Origin of the sequence: Xanthomonas sp. LMC-A-07, assembly GCF_030208825.1 — a bacterium.
In the GTDB taxonomy this organism is placed as follows: domain Bacteria; phylum Pseudomonadota; class Gammaproteobacteria; order Xanthomonadales; family Xanthomonadaceae; genus Xanthomonas; species Xanthomonas campestris.
This window is the reverse complement of sequence record NZ_JARVTF010000021.1, coordinates 91,769-110,198: the sequence shown is the minus strand read 5'-3', so window position 1 is coordinate 110,198 and position 18,430 is coordinate 91,769. Positions and strand designations below refer to the sequence as shown.

Genomic DNA, 18,430 nt, shown 5'->3' with positions numbered 1-18,430 from the left:
ACAGCGACAGCGACAGCGACAGCGACAGCGACAGCGACAGCGACAGCGACAGCGAGGCTGACGAATATGAGGTACGTGTGCGTCACCGGAGCTGATTGGAGAAATTCAAGAATCGGCACCGTCACTAGCATCGGCAATCAGCACAAGCGGCCGGTGATTTACGCCTAGCAGTCAACGAATCAGCAATTGCGTTTAGTTTTTGCCTATTTCGTGTGCTTCAGGTGTGCAGGTTGGAACGATGGTTCCTATTCCGTCACGGACACGGGATAAGGATGGGTCTAAAATATTCACATGATTAGCGCCGAGGACCCTGGGAGGGGCGGCGCGTTCATATCCAGGTGCGGCCGCTTTCGCCAGTCCGCTGCCTCTCTCCCTCCACGACCTGCACCGTTTGTTTGGTGCCCGGGTCCTTCCTGATAACTCAAAATGACTGATCAATCCTCTAAACGCGGGCTCGGCACTTGGCTGTTGGTGGCCTATGCCGTGGTGCTCGCCGTGCTTGGTGCGGCGCTCGCCTATGAAGGCGGGCGCCTGGTGGCCGTTGGTGGCTCCTGGTATTACGTGCTGGCCGGTATCGCCTTGCTGGTGGCCGGTGTGCTGCTGGCACTGGGCAAACGCGCTGGCCTGTGGCTGTTTGGCGCCACGTTGGCGGCCACCATCGTGTGGGCGCTGTGGGAAGTGGGCCTGGATGGCTGGGGCCTGATCCCGCGTCTGGCCTGGATCTCGGTGCTCGGCCTGGTGTTGTTGCCATTCTGGGGCGCGGCGCGGCGGCGCATGCAGCCGTTGTCCGGGCTCGGCTATGTCGTGGTCACCGGCGTGCTGCCGGTGCTGGGTGCGGCGCTGATCCTGTGGCCGCTGCTGGTGCCGCGCAATGTGGAACTGGCCGATGCATCCAAGCAGCTAGCCGATGCGGCAACGCCGTTCAGCCGTGGCAGCGTACCCAGCCCAGACGGGAACGTGGCGGCCAACCACGATGCCAGTAACTGGACCGCCTACGCCGGTTCCAACCTGTCCAACCATTACACCCCCGGCGCGCAGATCACGCCGGAGAACGTCAAGGGCCTCAAGGTGGCGTGGGAATTCCATACCGGCGATCTCAAGCCGAAGGATTCCAAGCTGGGCTATGCATTCCAGAACACCCCGCTCAAGGTCGGCGACCTGCTCTACATCTGCACCCCGACCCAGAAGGTGATCGCGGTGGAGGCGGCCAACGGCAAGGAGCGCTGGCGCTTCGACCCGCAGACCAATCCGAAGGCGATGGCCGGCGTGGCCGCCACCACATGCCGCGGCGTGTCGTACTACCAGGCGCCGGAAGGCACTGCCGAGTGCCCGACGCGGATCTTCTGGCCGATGGTCGATGGCCGCCTGGGTGCGCTGGATGCGCAGACCGGCAAGCTCTGCGCCAGCTTCGGTAACAACGGCTATGTGGACCTCAATGCCGGCACTGGCAACACCAAGCCGGGCTTCGTCGGCCCGACCTCGCCGCCGGTGGTCATGCGGGGCGTGGTGATCCAGCCCACCGGGCAGGTGCGCGATGGTCAGGAACGCGATGCGCCGTCCGGCGTGGTGCGCGGCTTCGACGCGCTCACCGGCCAGCTGCGCTGGGCCTGGGATCTGGGCAACCCGGCCATCACCGCCGAACCGCCGGCCGGCCAGACCTATACCCGCTCCACCCCGAACGTATGGTCGCTGATGGCCGCCGATGACGAGCTGGGGCTGGTTTACCTGCCCACCGGCAACGCCGCCGGCGACTTCTTCGGCAAGGGCCGTACCCCGCAGGAAGAGGAATACACCGCCTCGCTGGTGGCCGTGGACGCGGCAACCGGCAAGGAGCGCTGGCACTTCCGCACCGTCAATCACGACCTGTGGGACTACGACATCGGCCCGCAGCCGAACCTGGTTGATTGGCCGGTTGCCGGCGGTGGCACCCGCCCCGCCGTGATCCAGGCCACCAAGTCCGGCCAGGTGTTCGTGCTCGACCGCGCCACCGGCCAGCCGATCATGCCGGTCAAGCAGATCGCCGTGCCGCAGGGCACCGACCATGGCGACTGGACCGCGTCCACCCAGCCGGTGTCGCCGGGCATGCCCAACACCGTGGGTGCGCCCAGCCGTGACTACGAGACCATCGTTGAATCTGACGCTTGGGGCATGACCCCGTTCGACCAGCTCGCCTGCCGCATCGAGTTCAAGACGCTGCGGTACGAAGGCATGTTCACCCCGCCAAGCCTGCAGGGCTCGCTGTCGTTCACCGGCAACCATGGCGGCATCAACTGGGGCGGCGTCTCGGTCGACCTGCAGCGCGGCATCATGGTGATGAACAGCAATCGCCTGCCCTACACCGAGCACGTCTACCCGCGCACGGTGATGAACGAGCTGGGCGTGGTGTCGGTGTTCAACGGCAGCAGCAAGACCAAGGGCTACATGGCGCAGGAAGGCCTGGCCTATGGCGCGCGCAAGGAGCCGTGGATGTCGCCGCTCAACACGCCGTGCGTGGCACCGCCGTGGGGCTACATCTCCGGCGTTGACCTGCGCACGCAGCAGGTGATCTGGCGCCGTCCGCTGGGCACCGGTTACGACCAGGGCCCGATGGGCATCCCGTCCAAGACCAAGTTCGAGATCGGCACCCCGAACAACAGCGGCTCGCTGGCCACTGCCGGCGGCGTCACCTTCATCGGTGCCAGCCTGGACAACTTCATCCGCGGCTTCGACACCCGCACCGGCAAGCAGGTCTGGGAGACCCGCGTGCCGGCGGGCCCGCAGGCCGCGCCGCTGAGCTACACCATCGATGGCAAGCAGTACATCGTTGCCGCGGTGGGTGGCCATGACCGCATGGAAACCAAGTCCGGCGACAGCGTGATTGCCTGGGCACTGCCCGACGACGCGGCCGCCAGCGCCAAATAACGTCTGAGGTTGCGTAGTGACGTTGAACCGGCCGTCGCGAGACGGCCGGTTTTTTTTTGTGCGTGCCTGAAGAGCGCCGCGCTCCGACGGGTACTTCCCCCCGAGTCGCGTGATGTTGCAAGCGAATCACAGCGCGTTAGCGCGATCGCAGTACGCCATTGCCTGCGGGGCGACCTGCGATGCAGCGGCGACGGTCGGCCCAGCCTCGCCTTCGCGGGTTCCTGCCTGGTTGCCACGGGGGTACGAAGAGCGGCTGCACCCGTCGTCTCGAATCCGGCGCACTGTCGGGTAGGCTTAAAAAATTCACATCCCAATAACAAATAAATGTGCGCTTAGGCGGGAAATCGCCAGAGCGCCCACTCCTGTCCCGAGACTGAAACCGCTTCCAAATCAAGTACATCGGCATTTTTAGGGTACCGACGTGCTGATTCCGACGAACGGCGCCTTCACGCCGTCATGATTCGGGCTCGGCCGCCGATACCCCATTGCAGCCACACACTGCCGGACACGCTCCCCACCCAGAACACCAGTCGGACACCAGCCTATGTTGCCTACCCTCGATGCCGCACCCGCCTCTCCTCCGCCCACCGGCCGGAACGTTGCGCGTGCCACCTGGACAGCCTGGTTGCCGGCCGCGGCGCAGGCCGCGTTGCTGATCCTGCTTGCCGTCTACGCCGCCACGGCCATGCCCGGCGGCTTCTGGCATAGCCTGGGCACGCTGCTACCGGCGCTGCTGGTGCTCGGCGCCGCCAGTGCGGGGCTGTGGTGGTGGTCGCGCCGGCGCACTGCCGCCCAGCTCGACCAGGCAGTCACCGCCGTCGCCGCCATCGGCGAAGGCCGCTTCCAGCGCCTGGACGCGCGCAGCGCCAGCGGCGAACTCGCGCCGCTGCTGCGCACCCTGCAAGCCACCCAGGACAAGCTCGCCATCCGCCTCGACGTGATGGAGCAGGGCCTGCGCCACGGCCAGTTCGTGATCAAGGCGCTGGACGATCTGGACACCATGATCCGCATCGCCGATGACGACGGCCAGGTGCTGTTCGCCAACCGCAAACTGCTCAAGATGCTCAAGCTGATCGAGCCGGACGTGCAGAGCTTCCGCCCCAGCTTCCATGCCGAAGGCTTCGTCGGCGGCAGCATCGGCGACATCTATCCGGACAGCCAGGCCGCCATCGACCGCATGCGTGCGCTCACCGCCTCCAAGGCCGTGCGTGCGCCGTTCTTCGGCCGCCAGATCGACTTCGTCTACAGCCCGATCATTGCCGCCGACGGCACCAAGCTCGGCACCATCGCGCAGTGGATGGATGTCACCGCGCAGGTCAACGCCGAGCAGGCGCTGATCGAGATCATCGATGCCGCCGCCGCGGGCGATTTCAGCCGCCGCATGCAGATGGAGGGTATGGACGGCGTGCTGCTGTCGCTGGCGCAAGGCATCAACCGCATCTACGACTCGGTGGAAACGCATCTGGCCGCATTGGCGCGCGTGATCAGCGCCCTGGCCGAGGGCGACCTCACCCAGCGCGTGGATGGCGATGCGCATGGCATCTTCGCGCGCTTGCGTGACGACACCAACCAGACCGTGATCCGCCTGACCGAAATCATTGGCGGCATCCAGACTGCGTCGGACACCATTCGCCGCGCCGCGGTGGAAATCGCCGCCGGCAACACCGATCTGTCCGAACGCACCGAACAGCAGGCCGCGAGCCTGGAAGAAACTGCAAGCTCCATGGAAGAACTCACCTCCACCGTGAAGCAGAACGCCGACAGCGCGCAGCAGGCCAACAAGCTGGTGCTGGGCACCGGCGAAGTGGCGCAGAACGGTGGCCAGGTGATGGACGATGTGGTGTCCACGATGAGCCAGATCAGCACTGCCTCGCGCAAGATCGGCGAGATCATCGGCGTCATCGACGGCATCGCGTTCCAGACCAACATCCTGGCGCTCAACGCCGCGGTGGAAGCAGCGCGCGCCGGCGAACAGGGCCGCGGCTTCGCGGTGGTGGCCTCGGAAGTGCGCGCCCTGGCGCGACGTTCGGCCGATGCAGCCAAGGAGATCAAATCGTTGATCGCCGACTCCACCGATAAGGTGGAACTGGGCTCGGGCCTGGTGCACCGCGCTGGCGCGACCATGCGCGAGATCGTCGGCTCGGTGAAGCACGTCACCGACATCATGAGCGAGATCACCTCGGCCAGCGCCGAACAGTCCAGCGGCATCGAGCAGGTCAACCGCACTGTGGCGCAGCTGGACGAAGTAACCCAGCGCAACGCCGCACTGGTGGAAGAAGCCACCGCCGCCGCACGCAGCCTGGAAGAACAGGCAGTGGAACTGGCCGATGCGGTGTCCATCTTCCGCCTGCAATCAGACACCCGCGGTAGCTCGAACGTGGTGCGCGGCAGTTTTGGAAGTGCGGCGGCGTAACCCGCACACCACCCGCATTCCTAGGAGCGCGCTTGCGCGCGATGGGGCCTCGCCGGTAGAGCCCCATCGCGCGCAAGCGCGCTCCTACGTCATGTGTGTCGTTAGAAACGGCGGCCCGAAACCCTTCTGTGCGCTGCAATCGAAAGCAGCCTCTGTGTGACCGGCCGCGGTGCGTGCATGCGTGTGCCAACTGGTATCGGTAGACGTTGCAGAACAGGTTTTACGCACGTATCGACAACGCGGCGGCATCACCAAAGCGCTAGAAATCGCAACCCGCGTAGGAGCGCGCTTGCGCGCGATGGGGCCTCACCGGTAACGCCTCATCGCGCGCAAGCGCGCTCCTACGTCAGGTATGTCGTTCGAAACAGCGGCCCGAAACCCTTCTGTGCGCTGCAATCGAAAGCAGCCACTGCGTGACCAGCCGCAGTCCACGCGCGCGTGTTCCATCCAATAACTGCAGACATTGCGAAACAGGTTTGCGCACGTATCAACGACGCGACCGCGTCCCAAACCGCGCAAGAAACCAAGCCTACGTAGGAGCGCGCTTGCGCGCGACGTGGCCTCACCGATAACACCCCATCGCGCGCAGCCGCGCTCCCACGCAGCACCGCATCCCACATGCGGCGGCATCAATCCAGAAACAGCGCGCGTTGCTTAGGCGTGGGCAACATGCAGTGCGTGCTGCGGCCGAACCAGCGGTAGCGGTTGCGTGCCACCACACGGTAGCCAATGTCGCGTAAGGAACGCGGTACCAGGCGTAGCACCGTAGCCACGCGCCAAAGGCCACCAAGCCCGCTCAGTACCCGCACGATTGCATCGGTATCGGTCCAGGCGCCTGCCGCGTCCACCAGCAGGAACGACAGCGGGTCCTCCGGGTCCAACCCGTGCTGGACCAGCAATGCGCGCCCGGCCGTGCCCTGCATGGCGGCATAGCGATAGCGCCTGCGGTGGTCGTGGCGCAATAGGAACCTGACCCAGCCATTGCACAGCAGGCACATGCCATCGAACACGATGGTGGCAGGCGGTGCGGCGTGCTCAGTGCGGTTCAAGCCAACCCTCGTAGCGAATGAATGGCCCCACCCACGGTAGATGCACGTCGACCAGGAAGCCATAGCGGCCCTCGTCGGCGTGCTCGCGGCAACGCACCTGCTCGAACCAGCGCGCCGGCAAGGGCAGCCAGCCGAATGCCCACACCCGCCGCGCCTGCCAGTACAGCGCGGTGGCATCGGCGCGCAGTGCGAACTCGAAACGCACTGCGCCCAGGTGTTCGCGCAACCATGCGCCGTGACGCCACATGCGTGAGTGCATCGGCAGGCCAGCAAAGCGCCGATGCCAGCGCTCGCCGTTCGCATCGACCAGGAACTCCACCTCCACCGCCACCTGTCCGCTGTGCGGCAGGCGGCTCAGCCATGCCAGCAGCGGCACCAGCGGATGCGCACCGCGGCGCACCAGCGCACGGCCAACGAAGCGCTGCCGCTGCTGCACCGCGTGCAGCGCGCGCACCGGCGCCGGCAATTGGACGAAGGCTGCCGCGCCCAGCACCTGGGCAAACAGGGGCGTGCTCAGGGTGCGATCCAGGCCAGCGTGGCCATGCGCCCACTGCGGCGATCACGCCGGTGCGAGAAAAACCGCGTCGGGTCGGAAATGGTACACAGCTCGCCGCCATGGATAGCTTGGGCCCGCACGCCCGCACTGCACAAGCGCAGCCGCGCCAACGCGTACAGATCCACCCGCCAGTGACCCGGGCGCGTGGCGACAAACGCGCTGGCTGCCTGTGGATCACGCGTCACAAACGCCTCGAAGACATCCGCGCCAATTTCGTACGCCTGCGGCCCTGCGGCCGGTCCCAGCCAGGCGACCAGCTGCGGCGGCGGGGTCCGCATTGCGGCCACGCTGCGTTCCAGCATGCCGTCGGCCAGCCCGCGCCAGCCCGCATGCGCAGCCGCCACTTCGCTGCCATCGGCGGCCGCCAGCACCACCGGCAGGCAGTCGGCGGTGAGGATGGCCAGCACCACGCCGGGCACGCTGGTGACGGCGGCATCGGCCACCGGCTCGTCCAGCTCCTGCAGTTGCGCGTGCGCTGTATCCGCAGCACGCGGCGCATCCACACGCACCACCTCCACCCCGTGCACCTGCCGCAGCCAGTGCGGCGCGCCTGGCAAGCCCAGCGCCTGTGTCAGCAGCGCCCGGTTACGTTCCACATTCGCTGGCAGGTCCCCTTGCGGGCCGCTGCGGTTGCCGAGATTCAGGCTGTCGAACGGTGCCGGCGACACGCCCAGGCCGTGCCGCAGCGTGGTTAACGCATGGATGCGCGGCGGCGCCGGCCACTGCGCCGGCAACACAAACGACGGCACGGCGCTCACCTCAGCGCCGCGCCAACTCGGCGGCGCGAGCGCTGTCTTCGCGCAGGGCGCTCATCAGCCGCTGCAGATCTTCCGGCACCGGCGCGCTGGCGCGGATCGGCTCGCCACTGACCGGGTGCAGGAATTCCAGCGTTTCGGCATGCAGCGCCTGGCGCTTGAAGCCGCGCAGCTCGGCCACCAGTGTGTCGGTGGCGCCCTTGGGTAGCTTGAGCGCGCCGCCGTACAGCGGGTCGCCGACGATCGGCGATTTCAGGTGCGCCATGTGCACACGGATCTGATGGGTCCGCCCGGTCTCCAGGCGGCATTCCAGCGCGGTGTGCGCACGGAAGCGCTCGCGCAGACGGTAATGGGTGACCGCGTCGCGGCCGTCGTCGCGCACCGCCATCTTGAGCCGGTCACGCGGGTGCCGGTCGATCGGCGCATCGGCGGTGCCGCCGGAGACCAGCGCCCCCACCACCACCGCCAGGTACTGGCGGTGCACATCGCGGGCGGAGAGCTGCTCTACCAGCGCGGTCTGCGCCTGCAGCGTGCGCGCCACCACCATCACGCCGCTGGTGTCCTTGTCCAGGCGATGCACCACCCCGGCACGCGGCACCGCAGCCAGGTTCGGGTCGCGGAACAGCAGCGCATTGACCAGGGTGCCGTCCGGGTTACCGGCGCCCGGATGCACCACCAGGCCCGCCGGCTTGTCGATGACCAGCACCTGGTCGTCTTCGTACAACACGTTCAGCGGGATGTCCTGCGGCGCGGCGTGGGTCTGGGTTTCCAGCACCACCTGCACCTGGACGGTTTCGCCGCCGCGCAAGGTGTCGCGCGGGCGGGCGGTCTCGCCGTCCAGCAGCGCGTCGCCGGACTTGATCCACTCCGACAGCCGCGAGCGCGAGAATTCGGGAAACAGCTCGGCCAGCACCGCATCGAAGCGACGCCCGGCGGCGCTGTCCGGCACGACAGCCTGGCGCAGGGAGGAATCGAGGGGTTCGGAGGATTGGTCGGACATGGACGCAGGTACTCAGGCAAAAACCAAGGAATTTGGGGTCCGGGCGGCGGGAGTCAGTCGCCGGACAGGCCACTAGGCTATCATCGCCCTTTCGTTTTCCTGACGCGTCCTGCCCAGACCCCATGATCCGACGGTCCACGTTTTCCGCGCCTGCGCGCCTGATTGCCCTCATGCTGGTCATGGCGTTTGTCGTCACCGGCTGCCACCGCGGCGCCAAGGACAAGAATCCCGACGAGGGCATGCCGGTTGAGCAGCTCTACGGCAAGGGCCACGGCCTGATGGAGAAAGGCAACTGGGCCGGCGCCGAAGCCAGCTACAAGCGCCTGATCGCCCAGTACCCGTATGGCCCGTACACCGAGCAGGCGATGATCGAAACCGCCTACGCCCAGTACAAGGCCGGCAAGCACGACGACACGGTGTCCAGCGTCGACCGCTTCATCCGTACCTATCCGACGCACCGCAACATCTCGTATCTGTATTACCTGCGCGGGCTGGCCAACAGCAACCGTGACACGGTGTTCCTGCGCCGCGTGTGGTCGCTGGACCCGAGCCGCCGCGACCTGTCCTCGCCGCAGCAGGCCTACAACGACTTCAACACCGTCACCGACCGCTATCCCAACAGCCGCTACGCGCCGGACGCGCGCAAGCGCATGATCGAGCTGCGCGACATCTTCGCCCAGCACGAACTGGACAACGCGCTGTATTACCTGCGCCGCGATGCCTGGGTGTCGGCTGCAGGGCGTGCCAACTACCTGCTGGAAACCTACCCGCAGAGCGCGTTCCAGTACGACGCAGTCGCCGTGCTGGCCGAGGCCTACACCCACCTGGGCAACAAGACCCTGGCCGCCGACGCGCGCCGCGTGCTGGAGCTCAACAGCCCGCAGCACCCGTGGCTGACCGGCGACTGGCCGAAGTATCCGTGGGCCGTGCGCAAGCTCAACCCGTTCGCTGGCGAGAAGTCCGCCGCCACCGGCCAGCGCAATGCACAGATGAGTCGCGATTGAGAGATCGATCGGCGATGAGATGAAAGGGGCCGCAAGGCCCCTTTTTTATTGCCGCAACGCTTTATTGCCGCAGCGCCGGGTGGAATCGCGACACGGCGCACCCCTGGCGGAACGTGCTCGCAAGGCGACACGTTGGTACGGGCCAGCTCCAGCTGCCGTCCGTGGCGTGGTCTTCCTGGGTGTCACGCGAAGCGGATATCGCCATCGACTTCGCTGCCATGCTCACCCTGAGCCACCGTGTGTCCGGCTGCCAGCTGCATGCGCACGAGTCCTGGGCAGCAACCACGCTCGGCCCGGACGAGCTCATGCATCGCGAACCGGATCCGGGCCACATCGCCAGCGCGAGCGCCCGAGACCCGGCACCAGGTCACCGAATGACCTGGCGAGGCTTCCTATACTCCAGGCATAAGGCAGGTACGACATCCTGCCGGCGCACGCCAAGGAGGCTGTATGTCGATGTCCGGTCAACGGATCCTGTTCGCGCTCGGGCTGCTGCTGCTCGCGGCCACCGCCCACGCCGCCCCCATCGTCTACGGCGTCAACGCCCACGACAACCGCCCCGCCTACGACATGACGCAGGCCGAGGCCCGCTTCAAACTATTGGCCGCGCGTAACCTGCGCAGCTATCGCTTCGACGTGGACCCGCGCGATTACGCCACGCTCGACACGCTGGTTCCGCTCGCGCGCAAATACGGCATCACCTTGCGCCCGATGGTCTACCCGATGACCCGCGAGATCGGCTACCAGCTGGCGCGCCGTTATGCCGCCGACATCAAGGTGTGGGAGATCGGTAACGAGCAGGATCTGGTGCGTGCCGAGGCCGATGCCAGGATCGCGGCGATGACCACGATGTACCAGGGCATGCGGCAGGCGTCCAACGAGCTGGGCGCAGGGCTACGCTTCACCATCAACATCACCGCCTGCAATAGCGACGACCACAGTGCCACCGCGCGCTGCCCTGGCGATCGCAATGGCTCACTCTGGTTTCTGGCCAAGGCCCGGGCGGCCGGCTTTGCGTTCGACCACATCAGCTTCCACTACTACGCGTTCCACCACGATGCCGGCTATTGGACCGACCTGTATCTGGGGCAGTTGCGCACCGCCGCGCAGACCTACAACACGCCGGTGTTCTTCAACGAACTCAACTGCGCCGAGGTATATACCGGCAATGTCAGCGGCGGCGCCCAGGGCGATGGCGGCTGTTACGACAGCCTGGCCCAGCTGTTACGCACCGTGCGCGACCACTATGCCGACGTGGTGGCCGAGGTAAACGTCTACGAGCTGCTGGACCAGACCAGCATCGCGGGCGTCGAAGGCCATTTCGGCCTGATGTACGACCTGACGCGCCCCAAGCCGACGCTGGAGCTGCTCACCCGTTTCGCCCAGCCTCCGGCGTCGGCGCCAGCGCGCGCGACGCCCAATGCCACAGGCTACTGACCCGAATAGCCATTGGTGATCGGGTAACGCCGCTCGCGCCCGAACGCGCGCCGCGACACCTTCGGCCCGGGCGCTGCCTGATGGCGCTTCCACTCGTTCAGGCGCACCAGCCGCAGCACATGCTCCACGGTGTCGGCCGCGTAGCCGGCAGCGACGATGTCATCGCGCGACTGCTCCTGGTCGACGTAGCGGTACAGGATGCCGTCGAGCACGTCGTAGGGCGGCAGCGAGTCCTGGTCGGTCTGGTTGTCGCGCAGTTCCGCCGAGGGCGGGCGCGAAATCACCGCCGGCGGAATCACCGGCGCCCCGCCCACGGTGTTGCGCCACTTGGCCAGCCCAAAAACCTCCGTCTTGTACAGGTCCTTGAGCGGTGCGTAGCCACCGCACATATCGCCATAGATGGTGGCGTAGCCCACTGCGTATTCGCTCTTGTTGCCGGTGGTGAGCACCAGCCCGCCGAACTTGTTGGACAACGCCATCAGGATCACGCCGCGGCTGCGCGACTGCAGGTTTTCTTCGGTGATGTCGGGCTGGGTGTCTGCGAACAGCGGCCCCAGTGCCGCGAGCAGGCCTTCGAAGGCCGGCTCGATCGCAATCGTTTCCAGTTTCACGCCCAGCGCGCGGCATTGTTCTTCGGCCAGATCGTTCGACAGCCCGGCGGTGTAGCGCGACGGCAGGCGCACTGCGGTGACGTTCTCGCCCCCCAGCGCATCCACCGCCATCGCCAGCACCAACGCCGAGTCGATGCCGCCGGACAGGCCCAGCCACACCTTGCGGAAGCCATTCTTGCCGCAGTAATCCTTGAGCCCGCGCACCACCGCCCGCCAGGCCAGCGCGTCCATGCTTTCGTCACCATCGTCCACCCACACCACCGGGGTGAAGCTGCGCTCGCCGGCGGCATAGTCCACCACCAGCCACTGGTCCACGAATGCCGCCGCGGCCGGATGCACGGTGCCATCGCCGTCGGCCACGACCGAGGCGCCGTCGAACACCAGCGCATCCTGGCCACCGACCACATTGAGATAGGCAATCGCCGCCCCGCTCTCGCGGGTGCGCTCGGCCAGCAAGGCATCGCGCTGCGCATGCTTGCCGCGCTCGTAGGGCGATGCGTTGGGCACCAGCACCAGTTCGGCGCCGGCCTGCACGGTCTTGGCCAACGGCTCGGCAAACCACAGGTCTTCGCAGATCACCACGCCCACCTGCACGCCCTTGACGGTCACCACGCAGTTGTCGCCGTCCGGGTCCACGTCGAAGTAGCGGCGCTCATCGAACACCGCGTAGTTGGGCAATTCGCGCTTGCGGTAGGTCGCTTCGATACGCCCCTCGCGCAAGACGCTGGCGGCGTTGTAGACCACGCTGCCGGCGCTCTGCGGCCAGCCGACCACCGCCACAATGCCACGCGTGGCTGCGGCAATCCGCGCCAGCGCCTGCTCGCAGTGGGCGAGAAACCCGGGGCGCAACAGCAGGTCTTCCGGCGGATAGCCGCTGATCGCCAATTCCGGGAACAGCACGATATCGGCATCGAACTCGTCGCGGGCCGCGGCGATGAACTCGATGATCCGATCGGTGTTCTGTGCCACCGCGCCGACCGGGAAGTCGAACTGGGCCATGGCGATGCGAAGGGTCTGGGACATGTGGGGGCCTATGCAGATGCGACTGGAAAGCGCCACTGACCCGGTACCGCACAATCCGCGGCGCGAGCTGGCTGCCAGCGCCCATTATTCCAGAAGCACGACAGCCTGCAGGCATCTGCCTGCGCTGCGCGTGCGGTGCCTGCGATCGACCGGCGCACCGCCTTGCAGTGTGCGCCGGTCGATCTGCCGCGGCGGCTGGCTCAGCCCGCCTGCACGGCCTGCTGCACGGCCTGCTGCACGATTGCGCTGTCGACGACCTGCTGCATGCGCACGATCTTGCCGTCGACGAATGCATACAGATGCGCGAACGTCGCCTGCATGTGCTTGCCAGTGCCTTTGTAGCGGCCGGAATACATACCGAAGGCCGCCACATGATCGCCATCAGCCAGATAGGTATGCACCTTGGCCTGGTAGCCCTCCCATTCGCTGGCCAGGCGCGCAAACACATTGGCGAAGATGGCATCGGCACCGACGTAGGTGCCGGCATACGGGAAGCCGGCCGCTTCGGTCCACTGCGCGTCGGGCGCCAATGCGGCACGCAGGTGCCGGGCGTTGTCGTCCGGGCTGCCTTCGTAGGTGGCGCGAATGATGTCGAGGCGTGTGGTCATCGCATCACCCCCACGGCATCTCGCCGGTGGCGACCTTCGCGCCAATCTGCAAAGCCACGTCCATGCCCGCGGTGGGGTAGCGCTTGGTCATCGCGTCGATCAACGCGGCGCTGGTGGTGTGTTTGGCAAGCGCTTCTTCGAATGCCAGCAGGTAATCGCGCGTGTAGGCAATGGCCGTGGCATCGGTGGGAGCACCCACGGCCATGTGGCCCGGTACGACCACCGCCGGCGTGCGCGCCGCCATCGTCTCCAACGTCTTGCGCCATGCCGCGCGGCCGTCCGCGCCCTTGGTATCGGCGGTCCACACATGCGTGCCGGAGAACACCAGCACGCCACCGAAGATCGCCTTGAGTGACGGCACCCACACATAGCGGCGATTGGCCAGGCCAGCAGCCTCGACGATTTCCAGCGCATGCCCTTCCAACGTCAGCGCGGCGCCGTCGAAGGCCTGCGGCATCACGATGTCGGCCAGTGACTGCGGGCCGTTGTCCTTGAGCTGCGGGCCCCAGGTGGCCAGCTTTTTCTCCACGTTGCCCTTGATCGCGGCAATCGTGGCCGACGCCGCCAACACCTTGGCATCCGGGAATGCCGCGGCGATGGGCGCCAGGCTGAAGTAATAATCCGGGTCGCTCTGGCTGATGTAGATGGTGGTCAGGGTCTTGCCGCTGGCGCGGATCGCCTCGGCCAGCGCCTTGCCATCCGGCAAGGTGAAGCCGCCATCGATCAACACCGCCTCGCGGGCGCCGGAGATCAACACCGGCGCGCGGAAGAAGCCGTGCTCGCCGGCCGGGAAGTGCTGGTAGGTCAGTGTGCTGGTTGCAGCCATGGCGCTAGTTCCTTTGAGAAAGGCCGTCGCGGCAGTCGCGGCGGCCAGGGTTTTGATGACATCGCGTCGGGTTGCCATTGCGCAGTCCTTTGGGTGAGAGAGTGGAACGGGTACCGCGTGCGTGTGGCCTCAGGCAGCGCGCAGCTGACCGAGCAATGCCTGCGGGTTGCCGTACGCCTCGCGGGTATCGAGCAACCAGCGCGTGTCTGCCCGCTGTGCGATCAATGTCGGCACACCGCGCGCATTGAACGCCTGCAGCAACGACTGCGCAGTGGCGATGCGCGCCTGGGCGGCAGCGATCAGTGCCGCATCGGGCTGGGCGATCTGCGCGGCGGCGCGCTGCAGGCCCAGTGCCTGCAGAATGCCGGCCAGCGTCGACATTGCGGTGACGTCCTTACCATCGACATAGCGCGCTTGCTGGATCGCATCCAGCGCCTCCCATTCGCGCGCAGGCTCGGTCTGCGCCACGGCGGTGAGCGCGAGCGTTGCCGGGCCGCTGTCGAAGCGCTGCTGGCGGTCGGCAAGCACGTGCTGCCGATACTGCTCGGTGAAGCGTTGCCCGGTAAGCTGCGCGATGCGCTGGTCATTCGTCCACGCATACGCGGCGAAGGTGTCGTCCATGGCACGCGCACCGGCGCCCAGGAACAGTCCCGATGGCAGTAATTCCACGTTGACGCCGGCAGCCCGCAGCGCGGCCAGTGCCGGCATGGCGCCGTAACACCAGCCGCACAACGGATCGTAGAGCGAATAGACGGTGGTGGTCATGTGCGCGCACCGTAGGAAGAGAACGCCATGCTAGAGGCCGACGGTTGACTCTTGAATCCATCCGCCCTACACAGACTGTATGCCAAGCACACACAATCATGTCGAGGTCGGCCCCGGTGGCCTGGGCAACCTGCGCCGCCTCGCCTACTTCGTGGCGGTGGTGGAAACCGGCTCATTCACCGCTGCGGCCGAGCGGCTAGGGATCACCAAGGCGGTGGTCAGCCAGCAGGTGGCGCGGCTGGAGCGCGAATGCCATACCTCGCTGCTGCTGCGTACCACGCGCAAGGTCCGCACCACCGAGCTGGGCCAGGCGTTCTACCTGCGGTGCGCGGCGATCCTGCGCGCCACGGACGATGCCTTCGACAGCCTCACCGATACCGCAACCGAGCTGTCTGGCGTACTGCGCCTCAAAGCGCCGCTGGATTACGGCGTGCGCGTCGTGGTGCCGGCCATCGCCGAATTCACCCGGCGCCATCCCGCCTGCAAGGTGGACGCGGTCCTGAGCGACCAGACCCTGGATCTGATGAGTTCCCACATCGAACTGGCGATCCGTGTTGGATGGCTGGCGGAGAGCGCGCTGCAGGCCCGCAAGATCGGCGCGTTCCGGCAACTGCTGGTGGCCCCGGCCGCCATGGCACGGCAGCTATCGGTGATTGCCTCGCCGCAAGAGATTGGCCAGCTGCCCTTCGTCGCCAACACCGCCTTGCGCACGTATCAGCAGTGGCACTTCACCCATGCCGACGGCGAACACCAGATGGTGCACCTGCACGCGAGCGTCTTGCTCGATGCCACGCTCGCAGTGCGCGAAGCGGTCTGCCATGGCGTCGGGCTGTCGGTGCTGCCCGAGTATGTGGTGGCCGACGACCTGGCGGCCGGCCGCCTGCTGCACGTGCTGCCGCAGTGGCAGCTGCCCTCCGGCGGCATCCATGCCGTGTTTCCGGCAGCACGCTTTCGGCCGGCGAAGGTGCGCGCCTTCGTCGAGCTGTTGCTGGAGCAGCACACCTTGCAGCAACAGTGAATCACGCGCGGCAGCGCACCTAGTCGATCGCAGTCTGCCTCGCCATCACGTTGCGTAGTTGCGATAACCAGGCCACAGTCCGCGTCACATTCAACGCTGCATCCGCGCATAAAAAAGGCCGCCCGAAGGCGGCCTCTTAGTCACACGCTTGCGCGCGCGAGGTAGTGCTTACTTCACCAGCGCGGCAATGGCCGCGCCCAGATCGCCCGGCGAACGGACGGTCTTGACGCCGGCCGCTTCCATCGCTGCGAACTTGCCTTCGGCGGTGCCCTTGCCGCCCGATGCGATCGCACCGGCGTGGCCCATGCGCTTGCCGGCCGGCGCCGAAGCACCGGCGATGAAGCCGACGACCGGCTTCTTCACGAACTGCTTGATGTACTCGGCACCGGCTTCCTCGGCGTCGCCACCGATTTCGCCGACCATGATGATGCCTTCGGTCTGCGGGTCTTCGTTGAACAGCTTGAGGCAGTCGACGAAATTCAGGCCGTTGATCGGATCGCCACCGATGCCGATGCAGGTGCTCTGGCCCAGGCCCACTTCGGTGGTCTGCTTGACCGCTTCATAGGTCAGGGTGCCCGAACGCGACACGATGCCGATCTTGCCCGGCTTGTGGATGTGGCCCGGCATGATGCCGATCTTGCACTCGCCCGGGGTGATCACGCCGGGGCAGTTCGGCCCGATCAGCACAGTGTCCGGATGCGAACGGGTCAGCACGTTCTTGACACGCAGCATGTCCAGCACCGGGATGCCTTCGGTGATGCACACGATGACCTTGATGCCGGCCGCAGCCGCTTCCAGGATCGCATCGGCCGCATACGGCGGCGGCACGTAGATGACCGACGCGTCGGCGCCGGTGCTCTGCACGGCGTCGGCCACGGTGTTGAACACCGGCAGATCGATATGCGTGGTGCCGCCCTTGCCCGGCGTCACGCCGCCAACGACCTGGGTGCCGTACTCGATCATCTGAGTGGCGTGGAAGGTGCCCTGCTGGCCGGTGAAGCCCTGCACGATCACCTTGGTGTTCTTGTTAATCAAAACGGACATGGATAGTTCCTTCGGTGTCGTGGATCAGGCAGCGTTCTTGACAGCTTCAACGACCTTCTTGGCGCCGTCGTTGATGTTGTCGGCCGGGATGATGGCCATGCCGCTGTCACGCAGCAGCTGCTTGCCTTCTTCCACGTTGGTGCCTTCCAGGCGCACCACGACCGGCACCTTGACGCCCACTTCCTTGACCGCGGCAATGATGCCTTCGGCGATCATGTCGCAGCGGACGATGCCGCCGAAGATGTTGACGAAAATGCCTTCGACCTTGTCCGAGGACAGGATCAGCTTGAACGCTTCGATGACGCGCTGCTTGTTGGCACCGCCGCCCACGTCCAGGAAGTTCGCCGGCTCGCCGCCGTTGAGCTTGATGACGTCCATGGTGGCCATGGCCAGACCGGCGCCGTTGACCATGCAACCGATGTTGCCGTCCATGGTGACGTAGTTGATGTCCAGCTCCGAAGCAGTCACTTCGGTCTCGTCTTCCTGGGTCTTGTCGCGCATGGCGACCAGCGCCTTCTGACGGAATGCGGCGTTGTCGTCGCTGTCGAACTTGCCGTCCAGCGCGTACAGGTTGCCGTCGTCCAGGATCGCCAGCGGGTTGATTTCAACCAGCGCCAGGTCCTTGTCGTTGAACAGGCGATACAGGTTCACCATGATGCTGGCGAACTGGCCGGCCTGCTTGGCATTGAGGCCGAGCTTGAAGCCGAAATCGCGGCCGTGGTAGCCCTGCACGCCTTCGACGAAATCGACGTTGAGCGAGTGGATCAGCTCCGGCGTCTCGGCGGCGACCTGTTCGATCTCCACGCCGCCCTCGCTCGAGGCGATATAGGTGATGGTCTTGGTGCCGCGGTCGACCAGGATCGACAGGTACAGCTCCTTGACGATCTCGCCGGCGGTGGTCACCAGCACAAGGTTGACCGGCAACTCGACGCCTGCGGTCTGGTAGGTGGACATCTTGGTGCCGAGCATCTTGTCTGCTGCGGCCTTCACGTCGTCGGTGGTCTTGCAGAACTTGACGCCGCCAGCCTTGCCGCGGCCGCCCGCGTGGATCTGCGCCTTGACCATCCAGGGGCCCTTGCCCAAGGAGTTGGCGACTTCAACCGCTTCGTCCGGCGTGGACGCGACCTTACCGGCCGGGACGGGGATGCCGTACTCGGCAAGCAGCTGTTTTGACTGGTATTCGTGGAAATTCATGCGTCACCGTGGGAAAAGGAAACGACCGCTGCGCGCAACGCAGACCGACGGGGCGGTCACGTCGGGAGACGCGAGCGGGCCGCCTATTGTGGCCGACCACGCCCTGCGGCGCAAAATTCGCCGGCATTGGCAGCCAGATCTGTGCGCTTGCGCAATGCGTGAATGCATGCGCAAGCGGCCGTGGGCGGCGCAGCTGCCTATACTCGCGGCTCGTTTCAGCAGGGGG

At 66.3% G+C, this 18,430-nt stretch carries 15 protein-coding genes; 5 read left to right on the top strand and 10 right to left on the bottom strand.

The features are described 5' to 3' along the window. The first annotated feature begins 465 nt into the window (after positions 1–465). Positions 466–2,901, top strand: coding sequence for a glucose/quinate/shikimate family membrane-bound PQQ-dependent dehydrogenase (locus QRM89_RS20610; protein WP_285448949.1), 2,436 nt, complete (start codon positions 466–468; stop codon positions 2,899–2,901). A 544-nt stretch (positions 2,902–3,445) separates the two neighbouring features. Further along, positions 3,446–5,314, top strand: coding sequence for a methyl-accepting chemotaxis protein (locus QRM89_RS20605; RefSeq protein ID WP_285448938.1), 1,869 nt, complete (start codon positions 3,446–3,448; stop codon positions 5,312–5,314). 629 nt (positions 5,315–5,943) lie between these two features. On the opposite strand, the gene QRM89_RS20600 is transcribed toward QRM89_RS20605, so the two are convergent. Genes QRM89_RS20600 through rluD form a run of 4 tightly spaced genes read right to left on the bottom strand, consistent with a single transcriptional unit; the run spans position 5,944 to position 8,674 of the window. Beyond that, positions 5,944–6,363, bottom strand: a complete 420-nt coding sequence (locus QRM89_RS20600) for a thiol-disulfide oxidoreductase DCC family protein (protein WP_103700636.1) — start codon at positions 6,361–6,363, stop codon at positions 5,944–5,946. Next, positions 6,350–6,856 carry a DUF4166 domain-containing protein gene (locus tag QRM89_RS20595; RefSeq protein ID WP_285448933.1) on the bottom strand — a complete coding sequence of 169 codons (507 nt, stop codon included), beginning with the start codon at positions 6,854–6,856 and terminating at the stop codon, positions 6,350–6,352. The genes QRM89_RS20600 and QRM89_RS20595 overlap by 14 nt, the downstream gene beginning before the upstream one ends. Before the next feature lie 20 nt (positions 6,857–6,876). Next, positions 6,877–7,677 (bottom strand): peptidoglycan editing factor PgeF, encoded by an 801-nt coding sequence (gene pgeF, locus QRM89_RS20590; RefSeq protein ID WP_285448931.1) that lies wholly within the window; start codon positions 7,675–7,677, stop codon positions 6,877–6,879. 1 nt (position 7,678) lies between these two features. Next, the gene (gene rluD, locus QRM89_RS20585; RefSeq protein WP_076038496.1) at positions 7,679–8,674 is read right to left on the bottom strand and encodes a 23S rRNA pseudouridine(1911/1915/1917) synthase RluD; all 996 of its coding nucleotides are present in this window, start codon (positions 8,672–8,674) and stop codon (positions 7,679–7,681) included. A gap of 122 nt (positions 8,675–8,796) precedes the next feature. On the opposite strand from rluD, the gene QRM89_RS20580 reads away from it, so the two are divergent. Then, the gene (locus QRM89_RS20580; RefSeq protein ID WP_011038204.1) at positions 8,797–9,678 is read left to right on the top strand and encodes an outer membrane protein assembly factor BamD; all 882 of its coding nucleotides are present in this window, start codon (positions 8,797–8,799) and stop codon (positions 9,676–9,678) included. Between the two features lie 450 nt (positions 9,679–10,128). Beyond that, positions 10,129–11,115, top strand: coding sequence for a hypothetical protein (locus QRM89_RS20575; protein ID WP_285448927.1), 987 nt, complete (start codon positions 10,129–10,131; stop codon positions 11,113–11,115). On the opposite strand, the gene QRM89_RS20570 is transcribed toward QRM89_RS20575, so the two are convergent. The 4 genes from QRM89_RS20570 to QRM89_RS20555 form a co-directional block, all read right to left on the bottom strand. Then, positions 11,109–12,749 carry an NAD+ synthase gene (locus tag QRM89_RS20570; RefSeq protein WP_042594913.1) on the bottom strand — a complete coding sequence of 547 codons (1,641 nt, stop codon included), beginning with the start codon at positions 12,747–12,749 and terminating at the stop codon, positions 11,109–11,111. The genes QRM89_RS20575 and QRM89_RS20570 overlap by 7 nt on opposite strands. Positions 12,750–12,949: 200 nt before the next feature. Beyond that, positions 12,950–13,357, bottom strand: a complete 408-nt coding sequence (locus tag QRM89_RS20565) for a nuclear transport factor 2 family protein (RefSeq protein ID WP_228424142.1) — start codon at positions 13,355–13,357, stop codon at positions 12,950–12,952. A 4-nt stretch (positions 13,358–13,361) separates the two neighbouring features. Next, positions 13,362–14,183 carry an MBL fold metallo-hydrolase gene (locus tag QRM89_RS20560; protein ID WP_285448921.1) on the bottom strand — a complete coding sequence of 274 codons (822 nt, stop codon included), beginning with the start codon at positions 14,181–14,183 and terminating at the stop codon, positions 13,362–13,364. A gap of 129 nt (positions 14,184–14,312) precedes the next feature. Further along, complete coding sequence (locus tag QRM89_RS20555; RefSeq protein WP_285448919.1) at positions 14,313–14,948, bottom strand: DsbA family protein; 636 nt, start codon at positions 14,946–14,948, stop codon at positions 14,313–14,315. Between the two features lie 79 nt (positions 14,949–15,027). Between QRM89_RS20555 and QRM89_RS20550 the strand changes: the two genes are divergently transcribed. Then, a complete protein-coding gene (locus QRM89_RS20550; RefSeq protein WP_285448917.1) occupies positions 15,028–15,966 on the top strand; it encodes a LysR family transcriptional regulator in 939 nt (312 codons plus the stop codon). A 168-nt stretch (positions 15,967–16,134) separates the two neighbouring features. Here the strand turns inward: QRM89_RS20550 and sucD are convergent, their stop codons facing one another. Together sucD and sucC are read right to left on the bottom strand one after the other, a co-directional pair. Beyond that, positions 16,135–17,010, bottom strand: coding sequence for a succinate--CoA ligase subunit alpha (gene sucD / locus QRM89_RS20545; protein ID WP_011038208.1), 876 nt, complete (start codon positions 17,008–17,010; stop codon positions 16,135–16,137). Between the two features lie 24 nt (positions 17,011–17,034). Then, a complete protein-coding gene (sucC, locus tag QRM89_RS20540; protein ID WP_011038209.1) occupies positions 17,035–18,204 on the bottom strand; it encodes an ADP-forming succinate--CoA ligase subunit beta in 1,170 nt (389 codons plus the stop codon). Between the last annotated feature and the right edge of the window lie 226 nt (positions 18,205–18,430).

Excerpts from the sequence above, each read along its gene's own strand:
- QRM89_RS20555 (WP_285448919.1), bottom strand. The coding sequence starts at position 14,948 with ATGACCACCACCGTCTATTCGCTCTACGATCCGTTGTGCGGCTGGTGT.
- QRM89_RS20575 (WP_285448927.1), top strand. The coding sequence starts at position 10,129 with ATGTCGATGTCCGGTCAACGGATCCTGTTCGCGCTCGGGCTGCTGCTG.
- QRM89_RS20565 (WP_228424142.1), bottom strand. The coding sequence starts at position 13,357 with ATGACCACACGCCTCGACATCATTCGCGCCACCTACGAAGGCAGCCCG.
- sucD (WP_011038208.1), bottom strand. The coding sequence starts at position 17,010 with ATGTCCGTTTTGATTAACAAGAACACCAAGGTGATCGTGCAGGGCTTC.
- QRM89_RS20605 (WP_285448938.1), top strand. The coding sequence starts at position 3,446 with ATGTTGCCTACCCTCGATGCCGCACCCGCCTCTCCTCCGCCCACCGGC.
- QRM89_RS20560 (WP_285448921.1), bottom strand. The coding sequence starts at position 14,183 with ATGGCTGCAACCAGCACACTGACCTACCAGCACTTCCCGGCCGGCGAG.
- QRM89_RS20570 (WP_042594913.1), bottom strand. The coding sequence starts at position 12,749 with ATGTCCCAGACCCTTCGCATCGCCATGGCCCAGTTCGACTTCCCGGTC.
- QRM89_RS20580 (WP_011038204.1), top strand. The coding sequence starts at position 8,797 with ATGATCCGACGGTCCACGTTTTCCGCGCCTGCGCGCCTGATTGCCCTC.
- QRM89_RS20550 (WP_285448917.1), top strand. The coding sequence starts at position 15,028 with ATGCCAAGCACACACAATCATGTCGAGGTCGGCCCCGGTGGCCTGGGC.
- sucC (WP_011038209.1), bottom strand. The coding sequence starts at position 18,204 with ATGAATTTCCACGAATACCAGTCAAAACAGCTGCTTGCCGAGTACGGC.
- rluD (WP_076038496.1), bottom strand. The coding sequence starts at position 8,674 with ATGTCCGACCAATCCTCCGAACCCCTCGATTCCTCCCTGCGCCAGGCT.